This window comes from Streptomyces capparidis, assembly GCF_054782095.1.
Window position 1 is genome coordinate 36,782 of the sequence record NZ_BAAGTD010000026.1, and the last position, 16,592, is coordinate 53,373.

Annotated in this window: 18 protein-coding genes and 1 riboswitch; of the genes, 4 read left to right on the top strand and 14 right to left on the bottom strand. The window is 75.7% G+C overall.

Going from position 1 to position 16,592, the window contains the following annotated elements:
* Positions 1 to 14: 14 nt before the first annotated feature.
* The 8 genes from ACYVO2_RS21240 to bioB form a co-directional block, all read right to left on the bottom strand.
* Positions 15 to 1,178, bottom strand: a complete 1,164-nt coding sequence (locus tag ACYVO2_RS21240; protein WP_461009501.1) for an ROK family protein — start codon at positions 1,176 to 1,178, stop codon at positions 15 to 17.
* Between the two features lie 170 nt (positions 1,179 to 1,348).
* Entirely contained in the window at positions 1,349 to 1,930 is a 582-nt protein-coding gene (gene mug, locus ACYVO2_RS21245) for a G/U mismatch-specific DNA glycosylase (RefSeq protein WP_461009502.1), read from the bottom strand.
* 139 nt (positions 1,931 to 2,069) lie between these two features.
* Entirely contained in the window at positions 2,070 to 3,503 is a 1,434-nt protein-coding gene (purB, locus tag ACYVO2_RS21250) for an adenylosuccinate lyase (RefSeq protein ID WP_461009503.1), read from the bottom strand.
* Positions 3,504 to 3,642: 139 nt separating this feature from the next.
* Entirely contained in the window at positions 3,643 to 4,443 is an 801-nt protein-coding gene (locus ACYVO2_RS21255; protein WP_461009504.1) for an SGNH/GDSL hydrolase family protein, read from the bottom strand.
* Positions 4,444 to 4,478: 35 nt separating this feature from the next.
* Complete coding sequence (locus ACYVO2_RS21260; protein WP_461009505.1) at positions 4,479 to 4,934, bottom strand: GNAT family N-acetyltransferase; 456 nt, start codon at positions 4,932 to 4,934, stop codon at positions 4,479 to 4,481.
* Positions 4,935 to 5,056: 122 nt separating this feature from the next.
* The gene (gene bioD, locus ACYVO2_RS21265) at positions 5,057 to 5,779 is read right to left on the bottom strand and encodes a dethiobiotin synthase (RefSeq protein WP_461009506.1); all 723 of its coding nucleotides are present in this window, start codon (positions 5,777 to 5,779) and stop codon (positions 5,057 to 5,059) included.
* Positions 5,780 to 5,784: 5 nt separating this feature from the next.
* Entirely contained in the window at positions 5,785 to 7,104 is a 1,320-nt protein-coding gene (locus ACYVO2_RS21270) for an adenosylmethionine--8-amino-7-oxononanoate transaminase (protein WP_461009507.1), read from the bottom strand.
* Positions 7,097 to 8,290: a biotin synthase BioB gene (bioB, locus tag ACYVO2_RS21275; protein ID WP_461009508.1), complete on the bottom strand. Its 1,194-nt coding sequence runs from the start codon at positions 8,288 to 8,290 to the stop codon at positions 7,097 to 7,099. Before bioB ends, ACYVO2_RS21270 begins: the two co-directional genes overlap by 8 nt.
* A gap of 128 nt (positions 8,291 to 8,418) precedes the next feature.
* Between bioB and ACYVO2_RS21280 the strand changes: the two genes are divergently transcribed.
* Together ACYVO2_RS21280 and ACYVO2_RS21285 are read left to right on the top strand one after the other, a co-directional pair.
* Entirely contained in the window at positions 8,419 to 9,603 is a 1,185-nt protein-coding gene (locus ACYVO2_RS21280) for an 8-amino-7-oxononanoate synthase (protein ID WP_461009509.1), read from the top strand.
* Between the two features lie 188 nt (positions 9,604 to 9,791).
* Complete coding sequence (locus tag ACYVO2_RS21285) at positions 9,792 to 10,226, top strand: ATP-binding protein (protein ID WP_461009571.1); 435 nt, start codon at positions 9,792 to 9,794, stop codon at positions 10,224 to 10,226.
* On the opposite strand, the gene ACYVO2_RS21290 is transcribed toward ACYVO2_RS21285, so the two are convergent.
* The 4 genes from ACYVO2_RS21290 to ACYVO2_RS21305 all read right to left on the bottom strand — a co-directional run bounded on the left by ACYVO2_RS21290 (position 10,207) and on the right by ACYVO2_RS21305 (position 12,797).
* Positions 10,207 to 10,722, bottom strand: coding sequence for a DUF6328 family protein (locus tag ACYVO2_RS21290; protein WP_461009510.1), 516 nt, complete (start codon positions 10,720 to 10,722; stop codon positions 10,207 to 10,209). The two genes, ACYVO2_RS21285 and ACYVO2_RS21290, sit on opposite strands and share 20 nt — an antisense overlap.
* A gap of 112 nt (positions 10,723 to 10,834) precedes the next feature.
* On the bottom strand, positions 10,835 to 11,308 hold the full coding sequence (locus ACYVO2_RS21295) for a C40 family peptidase (RefSeq protein WP_461009511.1): 474 nt from the start codon (positions 11,306 to 11,308) through the stop codon (positions 10,835 to 10,837).
* A gap of 3 nt (positions 11,309 to 11,311) precedes the next feature.
* Positions 11,312 to 11,474: riboswitch (cyclic di-AMP (ydaO/yuaA leader) on the bottom strand.
* Positions 11,475 to 11,832: 358 nt separating this feature from the next.
* On the bottom strand, positions 11,833 to 12,159 hold the full coding sequence (locus ACYVO2_RS21300) for a hypothetical protein (RefSeq protein ID WP_461009512.1): 327 nt from the start codon (positions 12,157 to 12,159) through the stop codon (positions 11,833 to 11,835).
* 5 nt (positions 12,160 to 12,164) lie between these two features.
* Entirely contained in the window at positions 12,165 to 12,797 is a 633-nt protein-coding gene (locus ACYVO2_RS21305; RefSeq protein WP_461009513.1) for an ATP-dependent Clp protease proteolytic subunit, read from the bottom strand.
* 238 nt (positions 12,798 to 13,035) lie between these two features.
* On the opposite strand from ACYVO2_RS21305, the gene ACYVO2_RS21310 reads away from it, so the two are divergent.
* A complete protein-coding gene (locus ACYVO2_RS21310) occupies positions 13,036 to 13,326 on the top strand; it encodes a type II toxin-antitoxin system Phd/YefM family antitoxin (protein ID WP_461009514.1) in 291 nt (96 codons plus the stop codon).
* Between the two features lie 15 nt (positions 13,327 to 13,341).
* Here the strand turns inward: ACYVO2_RS21310 and ACYVO2_RS21315 are convergent, their stop codons facing one another.
* Positions 13,342 to 14,328, bottom strand: coding sequence for a M28 family metallopeptidase (locus ACYVO2_RS21315; protein WP_461009515.1), 987 nt, complete (start codon positions 14,326 to 14,328; stop codon positions 13,342 to 13,344).
* 266 nt (positions 14,329 to 14,594) lie between these two features.
* Complete coding sequence (locus ACYVO2_RS21320) at positions 14,595 to 15,611, bottom strand: ABC transporter permease (RefSeq protein ID WP_461009516.1); 1,017 nt, start codon at positions 15,609 to 15,611, stop codon at positions 14,595 to 14,597.
* A gap of 247 nt (positions 15,612 to 15,858) precedes the next feature.
* Here ACYVO2_RS21320 and ACYVO2_RS21325 point away from each other — a divergent pair, with 247 nt between their 5' ends.
* Positions 15,859 to 16,473 (top strand): TetR/AcrR family transcriptional regulator, encoded by a 615-nt coding sequence (locus ACYVO2_RS21325; RefSeq protein WP_461009517.1) that lies wholly within the window; start codon positions 15,859 to 15,861, stop codon positions 16,471 to 16,473.
* The last annotated feature ends 119 nt before the right edge of the window (positions 16,474 to 16,592 follow it).

Sequence of the window (16,592 nt, forward strand, 5' to 3'; positions counted from 1 at the left end):
CGCGCCGGACCGGGTCACGGCCGCGGGCCCGTCCCCGTCACCCGGGTGACGGCGAACAGCTCGTCCTCCACCCGGTCCAGCGCCAGCCGCAGCGCGCCCGTCGCGATCGCCGCCTCCCCCAGCGAGGACAGCACCACCCGCGGCGGGCGCAGGCAGTAGCGGGCCAGCCGTTCCCGCAGCGGCTCCAGCACCCCGTCGAGCCCCGCCGCCCAGCCGCCGACCACCACCACCTCCGGGTCGATGGCCAGCACCAGCGCCGTCACGTCGTGCACCAGCCGCCCCAGGAACCGGTCCATCGCCTGCCGCGCCACCGGGTCGCCCGCCCGCGCCAGCCGGAACACCTCGCCGACCGCGATCTCGTCCAGCGGGTCCAGCGGCCTGCCCGTCGTCGACAGCAGCCGCTCCGGCGCGGCCTCGTGCCCCAGCAGGTGCAGCGCCCCGATCTCCCCGGCCGCGCCGCCGAAACCCCGGTGGATCCGCCCACCGATCAGCGACCCCGCGCCCGGGCTCAGCCCCGCCAGCACGAACACCAGATCGTCCGAGCCCGCCCCCGCGCCCTGCCACCGCTCGGCCACCGCCGCCAGGTTCGCGTCGTTCTCCACCAGCACCGGGCAGGGCAGGAAGCCCCGCAGCCGCTCCCGCAGCGGCAGCCCCGTCCAGCCGGGCAGCGCCGTGCACAGCCGCACCGTGCCGTCCCCCGCCACCACACCCGGCGTGCCCACCCCGGCCGCCCGCAGCGACCCGGGCGCCAGACCCGCCGCGGCGAGCAGCTCGCCGACCGCGGCGCGGGCCTGGGCCAAGCGCTCCTCGGCCGCGAGCGCGTCGGCCACCTGCCGCCCGTGCGCGCCCAGGACCCGGCCGGACAGATCCGCCACCACCGCGTGCACCCGGCGCGCCCCGATCTCCAGGCCCAGCACATGCCCGCCCTCCGCGCGGAAACGGAAACGCCGCGCCGGGCGGCCCTGCCGGCGCGTGTCCTCCGGCGCGGGCGGCACCTCCACCACGAGCCCGGCGTCCACCAGGCCCTCCACCGCGCCCTCCACCGTCGGGCGGGACAGGCCGGTGCCGCCGACCAGCTCGGTGAGCGTGGCGCCGCTCGACTCGCGCAGCGCCTGGAGCACGACGGCGGAGTTGATGCGGCGGAGCAGGGACGGATCCCCACCGGTGAGCTGACCCAACCTGCCTCCTTCCGGCACCCCGCCGGGGTGGAGCCTATCCCCGCGGCCGGGCCCGTGTCCGGAGCGGGCGCCGCCGGTCCGGTGATCGGGCAGGGCGGGCCCCGCCCCGGGGGGAACCCGTGGCCGGGGCCGGCGTGGGCCGGGGGCGCGGGGCGGCCCCGCGGCGCCCGCTACCCCGCCGCGCCCTCGTCCCCGGGCGCGTCCGCCTCCGCGGTGGCTTCCTCCGCCGCCACCCGGAGGCGGGCGAACTCCTCCGCCATGGCCTGGGCCGGCCAGTGGGCGTTCAGGCCGCTGGGGTTCGGCAGGGCCCAGACGCGGGTGGCGCCGATGGTCCTGGGCTGCGGGCCGATCTGCGCGCGGGGCTCGCCGAAGGCCACCCGGTACGCGGTTATCCCGGCCACGGCCAGCCACGCGGGGCGCAGCCGCTCCACCTTGTCGGTGAGGACGCGCCCGCCCTCGGCGAACTCCTCCGGGGTGAGCTGGTCCGCGCGGGCCGTGGCCCTGGCGCACACGTTGGTGATGCCCAGGCCCAGGTCGAGCAGCTCCCACTGCTCCGCGGGGCGGAGCTGCTTGGGGGTGAAGCCGGAGCGGTGCAGGGTGGGCCAGAAGCGGTTGCCGGGGCGGGCGAAGTGGTGGCCGGTGGCCGCCGACCACAGACCGGGGTTGATGCCGCAGAACAGCACCCGCAGGCCCGGCGCCACCACGTCGGGGATGGTCCGGTCCGCGGCGGCGAGCAGCTCTTCTGGGGTCATCGGGTCCTGTCCTCGTCGTCCCTGGCGGGGGATTCCCGGGCGGCGGCTCCCCTGGCGGGGACCGTCCCGGTGGCGGCCGCGGTGGAAGGGCGGCGCGGGCGGCCGGGGCGCGGTGTTCCGGGCCGCCCGCGCGCCCGCGCTACAGGATCGCGCCGGGCGTGTACGCGGCCTCGCGCGGGTAGCGCGCCACGACCTGCTCCACGCGCTCCACCACGGACGCCACCTGCGCCGCCGCGGCGCCGGTGAACGACAGCCGGTCGGCCATCAGCGCGCCGAGCTGCGCCCGGTCCAGCGGGATCCGCTCGTCGTCGGCGAGCCGGTCGAGCAGCTCGTTGCGCTCGGCGCCCTTCTCGCGCATCGCCAGCGCGGACGCCACCGCGTGCTCCTTGATCACCTCGTGCGCCGCCTCCCGGCCCACCCCGGCCCGCACCGCGCCCATCAGCACCTTGGTGGTGGCCAGGAACGGCAGGTACCGGTCCAGCTCGCGGGAGATCACGGCGGGGAACGCGCCGAACTCGTCCAGCACCGTCAGGAACGTCTCCAGCAGCCCGTCCAGGGCGAAGAACGCGTCCGGCAGCGCGACCCGGCGCACCACGGAGCAGGACACGTCGCCCTCGTTCCACTGGTCGCCGGCCAGCTCCCCGGTCATCGACGCGTAGCCGCGCAGCACCACGGCCAGGCCGTTGACCCGCTCGCAGGATCGGGTGTTCATCTTGTGCGGCATGGCGGACGAGCCGACCTGCCCCGGCTTGAAGCCCTCGGTGACCAGCTCGTGCCCGGCCATCAGCCGGATCGTCCGCGCGATGCCGGAGGGCCCGGCGGCCAACTGCACCAGCGCGGTCACCACGTCGAAGTCCAGCGAGCGCGGGTAGACCTGCCCCACGGAGGTGAGGGTGCGGGCGAAGCCCAGGTGCCCGGCGACCCGCCGCTCCAGCTCGGCGAGCCGGTCCGCGTCGCCGCCGAGCAGGTCGAGCATGTCCTGGGCGGTGCCGACCGGGCCCTTGATCCCGCGCAGCGGGTAGCGGCCGAGCAGGTCCTCCAGCCGCTCGAAGGCGGCCAGCAGCTCGTCCGCGCCGGTGGCGAACCGCTTGCCCAGGGTGGTGGCCTGCGCCGCCACGTTGTGCGAGCGCCCCGCCATCACCAGCTCCGCGTGCTCGGCGGCGAGCCGGGCCAGCCGCGCCAGCACGGCCGCCACCCGGCCCCGCACATGCTCCAGGGACAGCCGGATCTGGAGCTGCTCCACGTTCTCCGTCAGGTCCCGGGAGGTCATGCCCTTGTGCACGTGCTCGTGGCCGGCGAGGGCGTTGAACTCCTCGATGCGCGCCTTCACGTCGTGCCGGGTGACCTTCTCGCGCTCCGCGATGGAGGCCAGGTCCACCTGCTCCAGCACCCGCTCGTAGTCGGCGACCGCCCGCGCCGGGACCTCCACCCCGAGGTCGGCCTGCGCCCGCAGCACCGCCAGCCACAGGCGGCGTTCGAGGACGACCTTGTGCTCGGGCGACCACAGCGCGGCGAGCTCGGGAGAGGCGTAACGCCCGGCGAGGACGTTCGGAATGCGGGGCTTGTCAGTCACGTGCGCCAAGTGTAACGACGCGGCGGGCCCGGCCCACGGCGGGGCACGCGGCACCGGTCGCCCCCGGGCAGGCCCGCGCTGCCCCACGGGGCCGGCTCCGCCCACCCCGCAGAACGGTGCCTCCGCGGCGGGGGCCCGCTCACGGGGTGGTGCGTGGGCCCCAGATCTCCAGCTCGGCCCGCTTCGGCAGGCGGCCGTCGCCGGAGGAGCGGCCGGTGAGGCGGCGGCCGACCCAGGGGCCGAGGTGGATGCGGGCCCAGCGCAGGTCGGCGCGGCAGCGCTCGGTCCAGGGGACGGGGGCGGCGGGCGGCAGCGGCTCGGTCCAGTCGAAGGTCGCGGGCAGGCCGAGCGCCTGCCAGGCGCCCTCGGCGACGCGGCGGTGGCCCTCGGTGCTGAAGTGCAGCCGGTCGTCCGCCCACATCCGCGGGTCGTCGAGGGTGCGCACCGAGAACAGGTCGAGCACGGCCGCGTCGTGGCGGCGCGCGGTCTCCTCGATGGTGGCGAGCAGCCTCTCCACCCGCGGCATGAGCCGGGTGCCGCCGCGCATCCGCCCGCGCGGGTCCACGGGGCGGACCAGCAGCAGCTTGCGGGCGGTCGGGGCCAGCCGCTCCGCGGCCTCCTCGTAGCGGGCGCACACCAGGCCCACGTCGCACTTCGGGCGCAGCACGTCGTTGGCGCCGCCGACGAGGGAGACCAGGTCGGCCTTCATGGCGGCGGCCGGGGCGACCTGCTCGTCGAGGATCTGCCCGATCAGCTTGCCGCGCACCGCCAGGTTGGCGTAGCGGAACCCGGGGCTCCGCTCGGCCAGCCGGGCGGCGAGCAGATCGGCCCAGCCCCGGTAGGAGCCGTCCGGCAGCGCGTCGGACATGCCCTCGGTGAAGGAGTCGCCGAGCGCGACGTAGGAGGTGAAGGGGGTGTCGGTGGTGTGCGTGTCGTCCATGGCGGTTGTGATCCTACGATGCCGCCCGGCCCCGGTTACTGGCGGGTCACATCGGTGGCCAACGGCTTGACCCAGCGCGACCACTGCGGCTGCGGCGCGTAGCCCGCCGCCCGCCAGGCGTGGTGCGCCCGCTCGTTGGCGTCCAGCACCATCGCGTCCCCGCGCCGCCCGCCCTGCGCCGTGAACCGCCGCTCCGCCGCGTCCAGCAGGGCCCGCGCGATGCCGCGCCGCCGGTGCCCCGGGTGCACCGCGAGCCGGTACAGGTGGCAGCGCCAGCCGTCCCAGCCCGCGATCACCGTGCCCACCAGGGCGCCGTCGGACTCGGCCAGCAGCAGGGCCTCCGGGTCGCGCTCGATCAGGCGGGCCACCCCGGCGCGGTCGTCGCTGACGCTGGTGCCCTCGGCGGCGGTGCGCCAGAACGCGAGGACGGCGTCCACGTCGGACGGCTCGGCGGCGCGGATCACCGGGGCGGGGGAGTGCTGGTCGCTCATGCGGTCAGCCAAGCAGCGGCCCGCACCGGCGGGCGAGCCGTTTTCACCATGCGGACACCACGGGGACGCCGCGCGGGGACGGCTCCGCGGGGACGCCGCGCGGCGGCGCGGGCCCCGGCCGGTCAGCGGCCCGGGGCGTGCTCCGCGGTGAACGCCGCCGCGTCCCACACCCCGCCGAGCCGCGGCGCCAGCCACCGGGGGGCGGCGGCCCGGAAGTCCTCCGGCGCCCGGGCGGGCGCGCCCTGCGGCACGGCCCCGAGCAGCGGGACGCCCGCGCACACCGGCAGGTCCGCCAGGTTGCAGCGGCAGGCCAGGTCGGGCTCGGCCGGCCAGGCGCCGATGACCGTGCCCGGGCAGTCCAGGCCCCGGCTGCGCAGCGCCTCCGTGGTCAGCGCCGCGGTGTTGAGGGTGCCGAGCCCGGCGGTGACCACCACGAGCACCGGGGCGGCCAGGGCGGCGGCCACGTCGGCGAGGGTGCCGCCGTCGTCGTCCAGCGCCACCAGCAGCCCGCCCGCGCCCTCCACCAGCACCAGGTCGTGCTCCACGGCGAGCTTCTCCGCGGTCTCGGCGATCTCGGCGGGCCGCACCGGGGGCAGGCCGGCCCGCCGCGCCGCGGTGTTCGGGGCCAGCGGCTCGGGGAAGCGGGCCACCTCCACGCCGGTGACGGGCCCGGCCAGCCGCGCCACCTCCGCCGCGTCCCCGGCCTCGCCCGGCGCCACCCCGGTCTGCGAGCCCTTGACCACGGCCACGCTCCGCCCGGCCGCCAGCGCCGTCGCGGCCAACGCGGCGGTCACCACCGTCTTGCCGATCTCGGTGCCCGTGCCCGTCACCACCAGCACGCCCATGCCTGTCACCCCTCCTCGGCCGCGGCCACCACAGCCGCGGTTATCCGCGCCAGATCCTCGTCGCCGGTCACATACGGCGGCATCGTGTACACCAGGTCGCGGAACGGCCGCAGCCACACGCCGTGCCGGGCCGCGGCCCGGGTGGCGGCGTCCATGTCCACCTCGTGGTCCAGCCGCACCGCGCCGATCGCGCCCAGCACCCGTACGTCCCGCACCCCCGGGACCTTCCGGGCGGGCTCCAGGCCGGCCGTGAGGCCCGCCTCGATCCTGGCCACGTCCGCCCGCCAGTCCCCGCTCAGCAGCAGCTCGACCGACGCGTTCGCGACCGCGCAGGCCAGCGGGTTGCCCATGAACGTCGGCCCGTGCGCGAGCACCGGCACACCGCCGCGGGAGATCCCGTCCGCCACCCGGGAGGTGCACAGCGCGGCGGCCAGGGTGAGATAGCCGCCGGTCAGCGCCTTGCCCACGCACATCACGTCCGGGCTGACCCCGGCGTGCTCCGCGGCGAACAGCGCGCCGGTGCGGCCGAAGCCGGTGGCGATCTCGTCGAACACCAGCAGCACGCCGTGCTCGTCGCACAGCTCCCGCAGGGCCCGCAGATAGCCGGGGGAGTGGAAGCGCATCCCGCCCGCGTTCTGCACCACCGGCTCCACGATCACCGCGGCCAGCTCGTGCGCGTGCCGCTCCAGCAGCCCGGCGAGGTGCGCCACGTACGCCGGGTCGGGGTCGGCGTCGAAGCCCTCGGGCGGCGCGTCGGCGAACACCTGCCGGGGCAGCACCCCGGACCACAGGCTGTGCATCCCGCCGTCCGGGTCGCACACCGACATCGGCTGCCAGGTGTCGCCGTGGTAGCCGCCGCGCCAGGTCAGCAGTCTGGTCCGGCCGGGCTGCCCCAGGGAGCGCCAGTACTGGAGGCACATCTTGACCGCCACCTCCACCGACACCGAGCCGGAGTCGGCGAGGAAGACGTGCCGCAGCGGCTCGGGCGTGATCTCCACCAGGGTGGCCGCGAGCCGCACCGCGGGCTCGTGGGTGAGTCCGCCGAACATCACATGGCTCATCCGGTCCAGTTGCTCGCGCGCGGCCCGGTCCAGCTCGGGGCGCCCGTAGCCGTGGATCGCCGACCACCACGACGCCATGCCGTCCACCAGCTCGGTACGGCCCTCGAACGGCTCGGCCAGGCGCAGCCGCACCCCGGAGGCCGACTCCACCAGCAGCGGGGTGCGCCGGCCCGGCATCGGCCCGTACGGATGCCACACGTGCGCCCGGTCGAGTGCGAGCACCTCCCGCGGCGTCAACCGCCCGGGCAGCGCGTGCTCACGCATTGGGGGGCAGGTCCGTGCCCGCGCCCCGCCTGCGCACCGCGACCAGGTCGGGGCGCGGCGCGTCCACCGCGGGGACCGCCACCCGGGGGGCCGCCGCCTCTGCGGTCTCCTCCGGGGCCGCGCACGCCCCGCCGGAGCCGCACCCGCCGCCGGCGCCGCCGTCCCCGCAGGGCCCGCCGGCCGCCCGGTGCTCCGGCAGGGTCACCTGGTCGGTGCTCTCCACCTCGAACCCGGCGTCCGCGATCATCTCCAGGTCGGCCCGGCCCGCCTGGCCCTCGCTGGTGAGGTAGTCGCCCAGGAAGATGGAGTTGGCCAGGTGCAGCGCGAGGGGCTGCATCGACCGCAGGTGCACCTCGCGCCCGGCGGAGAGCCGCACCTCCACGTCCGGGCAGACGAACCGGACCATCGCCAGGATCCGCAGGCAGCGCTGCGGACCGAGGTTCCACTCCTTCGCCAGCGGGGTGCCCTCGAACGGGATGAGGAAGTTCACCGGAACCGAGTCCGGGTCCAGCTCCCGCAGCGCGAACACCACGTCCACCAGGTCCTCGTCCGACTCGCCCATGCCCGCGATCAGCCCGGAGCAGGCGGACAGGCCGGCGGCGTGCGCCTTGCGCACCGTGTCCACGCGGTCGGCGTAGGTGTGCGTGGTCGTGATGTCCCCGTACGTGCCCTCGGAGGTGTTCAGGTTGTGGTTGTAGGCGTCGGCGCCCGCCTCGCGCAGCCGCTCCGCCTGCCCGTCCGACAGCAGCCCCAGGCAGGCGCAGACCTCCACGCCCGCGTTCTCCTCCTTGATCGCCTCGATCGTCCGCGAGACCCGGTCCAGGTCCCGGTCCGTCGGGCCGCGCCCGGACGCCACCAGGCACACCCGCTTGGCCCCACCCGCGACCCCCGCCCGGGCCGCGGCCGCCGCCTCCTCCGGCTTCAGCCAGGTGTACTTCAGGATCCCCGCCTTCGAGCCCAGGCGCTGGGAGCAGTAGGAGCAGTCCTCGGGGCACAGCCCCGACTTGAGGTTCACCAGGTAGTTGAGCTTCACCCGGCGCCCGAACCAGTGCCTGCGCACCTTCGACGCCGCCGCGACCACGTCCAGCACCTCATCGTCGGAGGTGCGCAGCACGGCCAGTGCTTCCTCACGGGTCGGCGACTCGCGCCGCAGTCCCTTGTCCACGAGCGTGTTCAGCAGGTCCATGGCAGCCGATCCTACGGACAGCGGGCCCGTACGGCTGTGACGGACGGGACACCGCGCCCGCCGTCCGCGCCGCGCTCCAGCCGCGCTACGGTCACTGTCGCCCCGCTCTCGACCCCAGGGAATGCCCGATGTCCGCAGTGCCCGCCGCCGACCCCACCGAGGACCCCGCCGCCCGGCCCGCCGCCGACCCGTTCGCCTGGCTCGACCGGCACGCCGAGGAGCGCCGCCGCGCCGGGCTGGTGCGCACCCTGCGGCCCCGGCCCGCCGACGCCCCCGTGCTCGACCTGGCGGGCAACGACTACCTGGGGCTCACCCGCGACCCACGCGTCACCCGGGCGGCCGCCGACGCCGCGCTGCGCTGGGGCGCGGGCTCCACCGGCTCCCGCCTGGTCACCGGCACCACCCGACTGCACACGCGCCTGGAGGAGGAGCTGGCCGCGCTGTGCGGGGCCGAGGCGGCGCTGGTGTTCTCCTCGGGCTACGCCGCCAACCTCGCCGCCGTCACCGCGCTGGCCGGGCCCGGCACCCTGCTGGTGTCCGACGCGTGCAACCACGCCTCGCTGATCGACGGCTGCCGCCTGTCCCGCGCCACCACCGCGGTGGTGCCGCACCGTGACGTGGCGGCCGTGCGGGAGCGGCTCGCCGCCCACGACGGCGCGGCGATGGCCGTCACCGACGCGGTGTTCTCCGTGGACGGCGACGCCGCCCCGCTGGGCGAACTGGCCGCCGCCTGCCGCGAGGCGGGCGCGGCGCTGCTGGTGGACGACGCGCACGGGCTCGGTGTGCTCGGGGAGGGCGGCGCCGGGTCGGTGGCCGCCGCGGGCCTGGCCGGGGCGCCGGACGTGGTGTGCACCGCCACCCTGTCGAAGTCCCTGGGCAGCCAGGGCGGCGTGGTGCTCGGCCCGGCCCGGGTGATCGGGCACCTGGTCTCCAACGCCCGCACCTTCATCTTCGACACCGGCCTCGCCCCGGCCGCGGTCGGGGCGGCCCTGGCCGCCGTGCGGGTGCTGCGCGAGGAGCCGGACCGGGCCGCGCGGGCCCTGCGCGCCGCCCGGGAGCTGGCCGCCCGCCTGGCCGCGGCGGGCCTGGCGGCGAGCACCCCGGACGCGGCGGTGGTGTCGGTGCGGGCCCCGGGCCCCGAGCAGGCCGTGCGGTGGGCCGCCGACTGCCGCGGGCACGGCGTCGCCGTGGGCTGCTTCCGCCCCCCGTCGGTCACCGACGGCGTCTCCCGGCTGCGCCTGACCGCCCGCGCCGACCTGACCGAGGCGGAGCTGGAGCGGGCGGTGCGCACGGTGGTGGCGACGGCGCCGTGAGCCCGGCGGGCGCCGCCCCGGCCGGGCCGCGCCCGCCCGCGCGCAGCCCGCTCCCATATATACGAATACCTTTGCCGAACCCCTCCGCCGGCGCGGGCGGAGGTGGCAGGGTGAACGCCGGGCGGCCGGCCGCGCCGCCCGGCGGCGCCGCGCGCCGCCGCGGCATCGGGGGAAGGGACAGCCTCGCCATGGCGGACCTCCAGGAAGCCCGCTTCACGCTGCCGACCGCCCCGGACTCCGTGGCCGCGGCGCGACGGCGGGTGGCCGAGGTCCTCGAGGGGTGGGGGCTGCCCCCCGGGCATCCGACGGCGGAGACCGTGCGCCTGGTGGTGTCCGAGCTCGCCACCAACGTGGTGGTGCACACCTTCGGCAGCTCCCCGTTCTTCGGTGTCGCGATGCGGCTGGAGCGCGACGAGGTGCTCCGCGTCGGCGTCACCGACAGGTGCCCGCGCCGGCCGCGGCGGCTGCCCGCCGCCGTCGGCCAGGACAACGGGCGCGGGCTGCTGATCGTCCGGCACCTCGCCGCCGAGCTCGGCGGCAGGCTCTCGGTGACCGCGGCCCCGGGAGGCGGCAAGACCGTGTGGCTGAGCCTCCCGTGGGCCGTCAGTTCCGGCGGGTCCTGACCCGCCCCGATATTCGCTCGTTCGCGCGCCGCAGCCGCCAGGGGATCACCGCCCACAGCGTCGCGAACAGCACGGCGACGCACGCCGCCGCCACGACGCCCTCCGTCCTGCCGAGCACGAAGTCCAGGATGAGCAGCACCGATCCGGTCAACGCCATCGCCAGCACGCACAGCCCGTACGAGGCGAACCGCGCGGAGACGTCCACGATCTTCCGCTTCGCCCGCTGCCGGAACAGCATCCGGTGCAGCGCCGCCGGCGCCGTGAACAGCGCCGCCGACACCACGGCCAGCAGCAGCGTCACCACGTACGTGTCGCGCTGGAAGCCGTCCAGATCCGGGAAGCGCGGAGTGAACGCCAGCCCCAGCAGGAACGCGAACAGGATCTGCACCCCCGTCTGGGTGACCCGGAGCTCCTGGAGCAGCTCCGCGAAGTTGCGGTCGTCCCGCTCCTGGGGGGTTTCGCGCCTGCCGTCCACGTGTCTCGCGTTGGTGTCCATTGGGGTCTTCTAGCCCGTTGGGCGCGGATTACGCGGTGGTCCGGCCGGTGCCGGGGACGGGAGGAGGGGCGCCGTGCGGCCCGGCCGGGTCGCCGCACAGCGCCCCGGAGCCTCAGCGGACGCGACCGTAGTAGACCTTCTTGGTCCAGATCTTCTCCAGCTTCACCCGCTTGCCGGGCTTCGGCGAGTGCCAGATCTTCCCCTTGCCGGCGTAGATGCCGACGTGGTAGACGCTGCCACCGGAGTGGAAGAAGACCAGGTCGCCCTGCTTGCGGGACTTGGCCGAGATGTGCTTGGTCTTGTTGTACTGGGCCGCCGCGGTGCGCGGCAGCTTCTTGCCGACCTTCTTGAACGAGTAGAGGACCAGACCCGAGCAGTCGAACCGCTTCGGACCCGCCGCCCCCCACTGGTACGGGGCTCCCTTCTTGGACGCCGCCACCTTCAGCGCCTTGGCGGAGGCGCTCGCGGCCTCGGCCTGCGGCGCGAGGGACGGTGCCAGGACCGTCCCCGCCAGTGCGGCGGCGGTGAGGGCGGAGGTGGCTCCGGCCCGGGAAACGAGCGCAGGTATGCGTGAACTCGCGGTCATGCGAGAACCCTTCGTCGTCCGCCTGCGAAAGATGACCTGTCGGGTTCGGGCTGGCGAAGTTGCCCGGCCACTGTCGTGGCTTCACCCCAAGGAGCGCCGTCGTCCGTGGCGCTCCGCCTTGCTCGGGTCTCCCGCTCCTGCCGGTGCGTTGCGTCGACCTGTCATCCGGTGCGGCGGCAGGACTCGGCGTCCGCCCGGACCGCCCCGCCTCGGTGACGGGGGCTTGTCGTCGAGAAGGGATCCTGCGTCATGTGGCGCCCGGATTCGTAGCGCAAACGCCCTTCTGTGAACTTCTTCACTTCTGGGTCATTCGACGGAACCGGGCGCTCCTCACCCCTGCGGGCTACCGCCGGAAACCCCTGTTGACCAGCGGAATTGGGGGTTTCCGACGGTGTGTGGAAGCGCAAGTCGCAAGCGGGTTCGCGCATCGAGCGCCGCTTCGCGCGCTCAGCCGTACGAGGGAGCCCGAACGGGTGACCGATCGGCCGTCAGAGTGACCCGGCGGCAGGCCGGGTGGCACCGGGTCAGGCCGTGCCGCCGTCACCGCCCGGCGCGGCGGGCGCGGGGACGGTGACCCGGCCGGTGCGCCGCTCCCCGTCCAGGACCAGCAGCGCGCGCCGCAGCGTCTCGGCGTGCATCTCCGCCTCCCCGCGCAGGTGCATCGTGGCCAGGGCGTCCCGCAGCGCCGTCGCCCTGGAAACGAGCGCCTGGGCGGCCCGCAGTGCGCCGTACGTGTGGGTGGCGCGCGCCGGGTTGATCCGGCCGAGCAGGTCCACCACGTCCAGGTAGGCGTCCACCACCTCGCCCTCGGCGCGGGTGAGGGCGGGCAGCGGGGGCAGTTCCGGCACCACCCCGATCACCGCCCCGGGGCGAGCGGGACGGCCTTGCGGGAGCGGGTGACCCGGTCCACGAGCCCGTAGTCCACCGCCTGCTCCGCCGTCAGGAACAGGTCGTGCTCGATGTCCTCGTGCACCCGGGCCCGCTCCCGCCCGGTGTGCCGGGCCAGCAGCTCCTCCAGCAGCTCCCGGGTGCGCTGCACCTCGCGGGCCTGGATCTCCAGATCGGTCGCCTGCCCCCGCGCCGCGTCGGACAGCGACGGCTGGTGGATCATCACCCGCGACCCGGGCAGGGCCAGCCGCTTGCCCGGGGCGCCCGCGGCGAGCAGCACCGCGGCGGCGGAGGCCGCCTGGCCCAGGCAGACCGTCTCGACGTCGCAGGACACGAACGTCATCGCGTCGTACACGGCCGTCATCGCCGTGAAGGACCCGCCGGGGGAGTTGATGTACAGCGAGACGTCCCGGTCCGGGGCGGCGTGCTCCAGGTGCATCAACTGGGCGATCACGTCGTTGGCCGCCGTGTCGTCGATCGGCGTGCCGAGGAAGACGATCCGCTCCTGGAGCAGCCTGGAGTACGGGTCGAGCACCCGTGTCCCCGACGAGGTCCGCTCGTGGAACTCGGGCAGGACGTGACGGGCGGTCGGGGGGATCATCGGTCGGTTCCTCCGGTTCGTGTGGTGGGTTCGCGCTGTGTGCGTGCGGGGGCCGCGCGTCGGCCGCGCGCCCCGTCTCCCGCCCGGGGCGCACGAGGTGCCGAACGCCGTTCGGCATGCCGAAGGCGGCTCGTCGGCCTCCGGGGCGGCAGGCCGCCTCCCGCCCCGATGCGCACTCCATCCACTCTGTACAGAACTTTGAGTCCGTACGTTCTGTACAGAATGTAGGCTGTGGAGCATGTCCTACGAGATCCCGGTGACGCAAGCCCGAGCCGAGTTCGCGGATCTGATCAACCGCGTCGTGTACGGCGGCGAGCGGGTGGTCCTCACCCGCCACGGCAAGCCGATCGTCGCCCTGGTCACCCCCGCTGACCTGGAAAAACTCGACTCCGCCGCGGACGAGCCGGTGATCAGCACCGTCTCCGCCGTGGACCCCGGCGGTTCCGCGCAGGGCGAACGCCGCCGCTTCGGCATCGCCGCGCAGCACAGCGGCCCGGACACCGCCGAGCGGCGTCCGGGCCACAGGTGAGGGTGCGCGGGCGGATCAGCCCGCGCTCAGCGTCCAGACCGCGTGCGCGATCGCGTCGCTGTTGCGGTCCATCGCGGTGTCGCTGATGTTCGACGTGGTGTCGCAGGAGCGGTGGTAGCAGCGGTCGAAGGCCACGCCCGCCGCGCCGCCCCACTTCTGCGCCTGCGCGCTGGTCTTGACGCTGCTCGCGCCGGTGAACAGGCCGCCCACGGGTATGCCCGCGTTCTTGAACGAGGCGTGATCGGACCGTCCGTCGCCCTCGGTCTCGATCTCCGTGGGCACGCCCCTGGCGGCGAACCAGTCCTTGAACACCTTCTCTATCGCCGCGTTGTCGTCGTAGACGAAGTAGCCCGGGTTCGGCGAGCCGACCATGTCGAAGTTCAGGTACGCGTCGATGCGGGCGCGGTTGGCGCTGGAGAGGTTGTTCACGTAGTACCGCGAGCCGACCATTCCCAGCTCCTCCGCGCCCCACCAGGCGAACCGCAGGTGCTTGGCGGGCTGGTGGCCCGCGCGGGCCACGGCGAGCGCGGTCTCGAGCACGGCCGCGGAGCCGGAGGCGTTGTCGTTGATGCCGGGCCCGGCGCTGACCGAGTCCAGGTGGGCCCCGGCCATCACCACGTTCTCGGTGTCCCCGCCGGGCCAGTCGGCGATCAGGTTGTAGCCGGTGCCGCTGCTCGTGCTGAACTGCTGGACGGTCGTGGTGAACCCGGCCGCGTCCAGCCTGGCCCTGACGTAGTCCAGGGACGCCCGGTAGCCGGGGCGGGCGTGGGCGCGGTTGCCGCCGTTGGCGGTGGCGATCGACTGGAACTGGGTCAGGTGCGCCTTGACGTTGGACAGCGGGATGTCCGGCGCGGCGAGCGCGGTCGCGGGCGGTGCCGCGGCGGCGGGGGCCGGGGCGAGGGAGGTCAGCAGGGCGGCGGCCAGCGCGGTCGCCGCCGCGGCGGCGGTCAGGGCGCGGTGGCGCGGGGTGCGGGGGAGGCGTGCGGCGGGGGGTGTGGGCACGGTGGTCTCCGTTTTCCGCGTAAGGGCCGGGTGGGCGGCACACGACGACGCCCCGCCGGGGTGGCCGCGGGGCGGTGGCGCAGTTTGACGCGGACATGATGATGGGTGTGGGGGCGGGCCGCGTCAAGGCCGGGGGGCGCGGGCGCCCGCGGAGGGCCGGAAACCGGACGGCGCCGCACGGGGGTGCGGCGCCGGGGCGGGGATCGGGAGGGGTGCTGCCGCGTGCGCCCCGCCGAGGGGGCGCACGCGGCGGTGGGCCGCGGGGGTCAGCCCACGTACTGGGTCTCCCGCACGGCGGGCGGGACGGCCGCGGTCCGCGCGGGCGGACCGGTGCGGCGGGAGAGGGCGACGGCGGCGAGCCCGAGCGCGGTCCACAGCGTCAGCGCCAGGGCGGCGGTGCCGATGCCGTGGCCGTCGAACCAGGCCACACCGCGCAGCATCGTCCCGCTCGCGCCGGGCGGCAGCCACTGGCCGATCGCGCCGACCGGCTCCGGCAGCAGGTGCGGGGCGGAGCCGACCCCCGCCCACGGGTTGCCGCACAGCACCACCACCGCCGGGCCCACGCCCAGACCGCGGGGGCCGAGCAGGGCGGCGCACCCGGCGACGACGGCGCCGACGCAGAAGACGGCGAGCGCGTACACCCCGGCGTTCGCCCACCGGTCGCCCTCGACGACGCCCAGCCAACTGCCGGCGATCGCCGCGGCGGCGGGGCCGGTCAGCGCCGCGGCACCGGCCAGCGCGGCCACCGTCGCGCGGCGGCCGAGCCCCAGCGCCAGGGGCAGCGCCCCGGCCGCGACCCCGGCGAGCGACAGGGGCAGCACTCCGGCGGAGAGCCCCGAGCCGCGCGGGTCCGCCTCGGGGGCGGGCACCACGTCCTCCACGACCGGGGCGTGGCCGGGCGGCGCCTGCGCGGCGGCGGTCCCGGTGAGCAGCTCGGCCACCGCGGGGCTCGCGGCGCTCGCGGTGAGCAGCTTCACGCCCCGCGGGGTGGCGACGAGCGCGCCGTAGACCTCGCGCTCCTCGATCGCCTCGCGGGCGGCGGCCTCGTCGCCGTACCGGTGGATGTCGAAGGCGTCGCCCCGCGCGGCCAGCGGCCTCTCCAGCGCCGCCGCGGCCGGCGCGGGCCCGGCGACCCCGACGGGCAGGTCGCGCGGCGCCAGCCGCGCCGCCGGCCAGGCGAACGCCCACAGGGCGAACACGACCACGGCGGGCACCAGCGCGACGACGAGCAGCACGTGGCGCGAGGTGGGGGAGCGGTGTGACGCGGGGGGAGTGGCGGACATGGTGTCGCCTCCCTCGGGGTGGGTGAGTGCGGTCGGTGATCTCGCGGCGTGATCTCGCGGCGATGCGGTGAGTGACGCCGCGAGCGCCGGTGTGAGCACTGTCATGTGCGCCGACGTGAGCACTGACGTCAGCGCTCACGCCGGCGCTGTCATCACTGAGAGCGAATGTTCATTCTTTTTGCACTTCCACTGTGCGACCGCCCCCGCGCATTGTCAAGAACGAATGTTCTTTTTATCCTCGGACCCCATGGCCCGCGTATCCCAGCAGCACCTCGACGCCCGCCGCCGCCAGATCCTCGACGGCGCCCGCCGCTCCTTCACCCGCAACGGCTTCCACGCCACCTCCATGCAGGACGTGCTCCGCGAGGTGGACCTGTCGGCGGGAGCGGTCTACCGCTACTTCCGCAGCAAGAACGACCTGATCGAGGCCATCGCGGTGGAGGCGATGGACAGCATCAGGGCCGCGTTCGAGTCCGTCATGTCCACCGAGCCCCTCCCGCCGCTGGACCGGGTCCTCGGGCAGGTGCTGCGCCAGGTGTTCGGGGAGGACGAGGAGGACCCCGCCGCGTTCCCCCGGCTGGTCCTCCAGGTGTGGAGCGAGACCCTGCGCAACCCGGAGCTGGCCCGGTCGCTGTCCCGCAGCTACGTGGAGCTGCGGGACGCCTGGTCCGGCCTGGTGGTGGCGTACCAGCGGGACGGCCGGCTGCGCGGCGACATCCCCGAGGACGACGTGGCGCGGCTGCTGATCGGCACCGTCCAGGGCTACCTCACCCAGCAGGCGCTCTTCGGCGACGTGGACATCGAGTCGTTCGAGAGCGGGCTGCGCGGCCTGATGGCGACGGAGGGCCGCCCGGCCGGATGAGGGCGGTTAACGCGGTGGAAAAACAGGCACACTAGCGTGCGACGTCCGGGCGGCGGCGGCCCGGGGCCGCGGGCCGCCGCACAGGACGCCCGGGCCAGGCCAGGGACGACCGGGAGGTG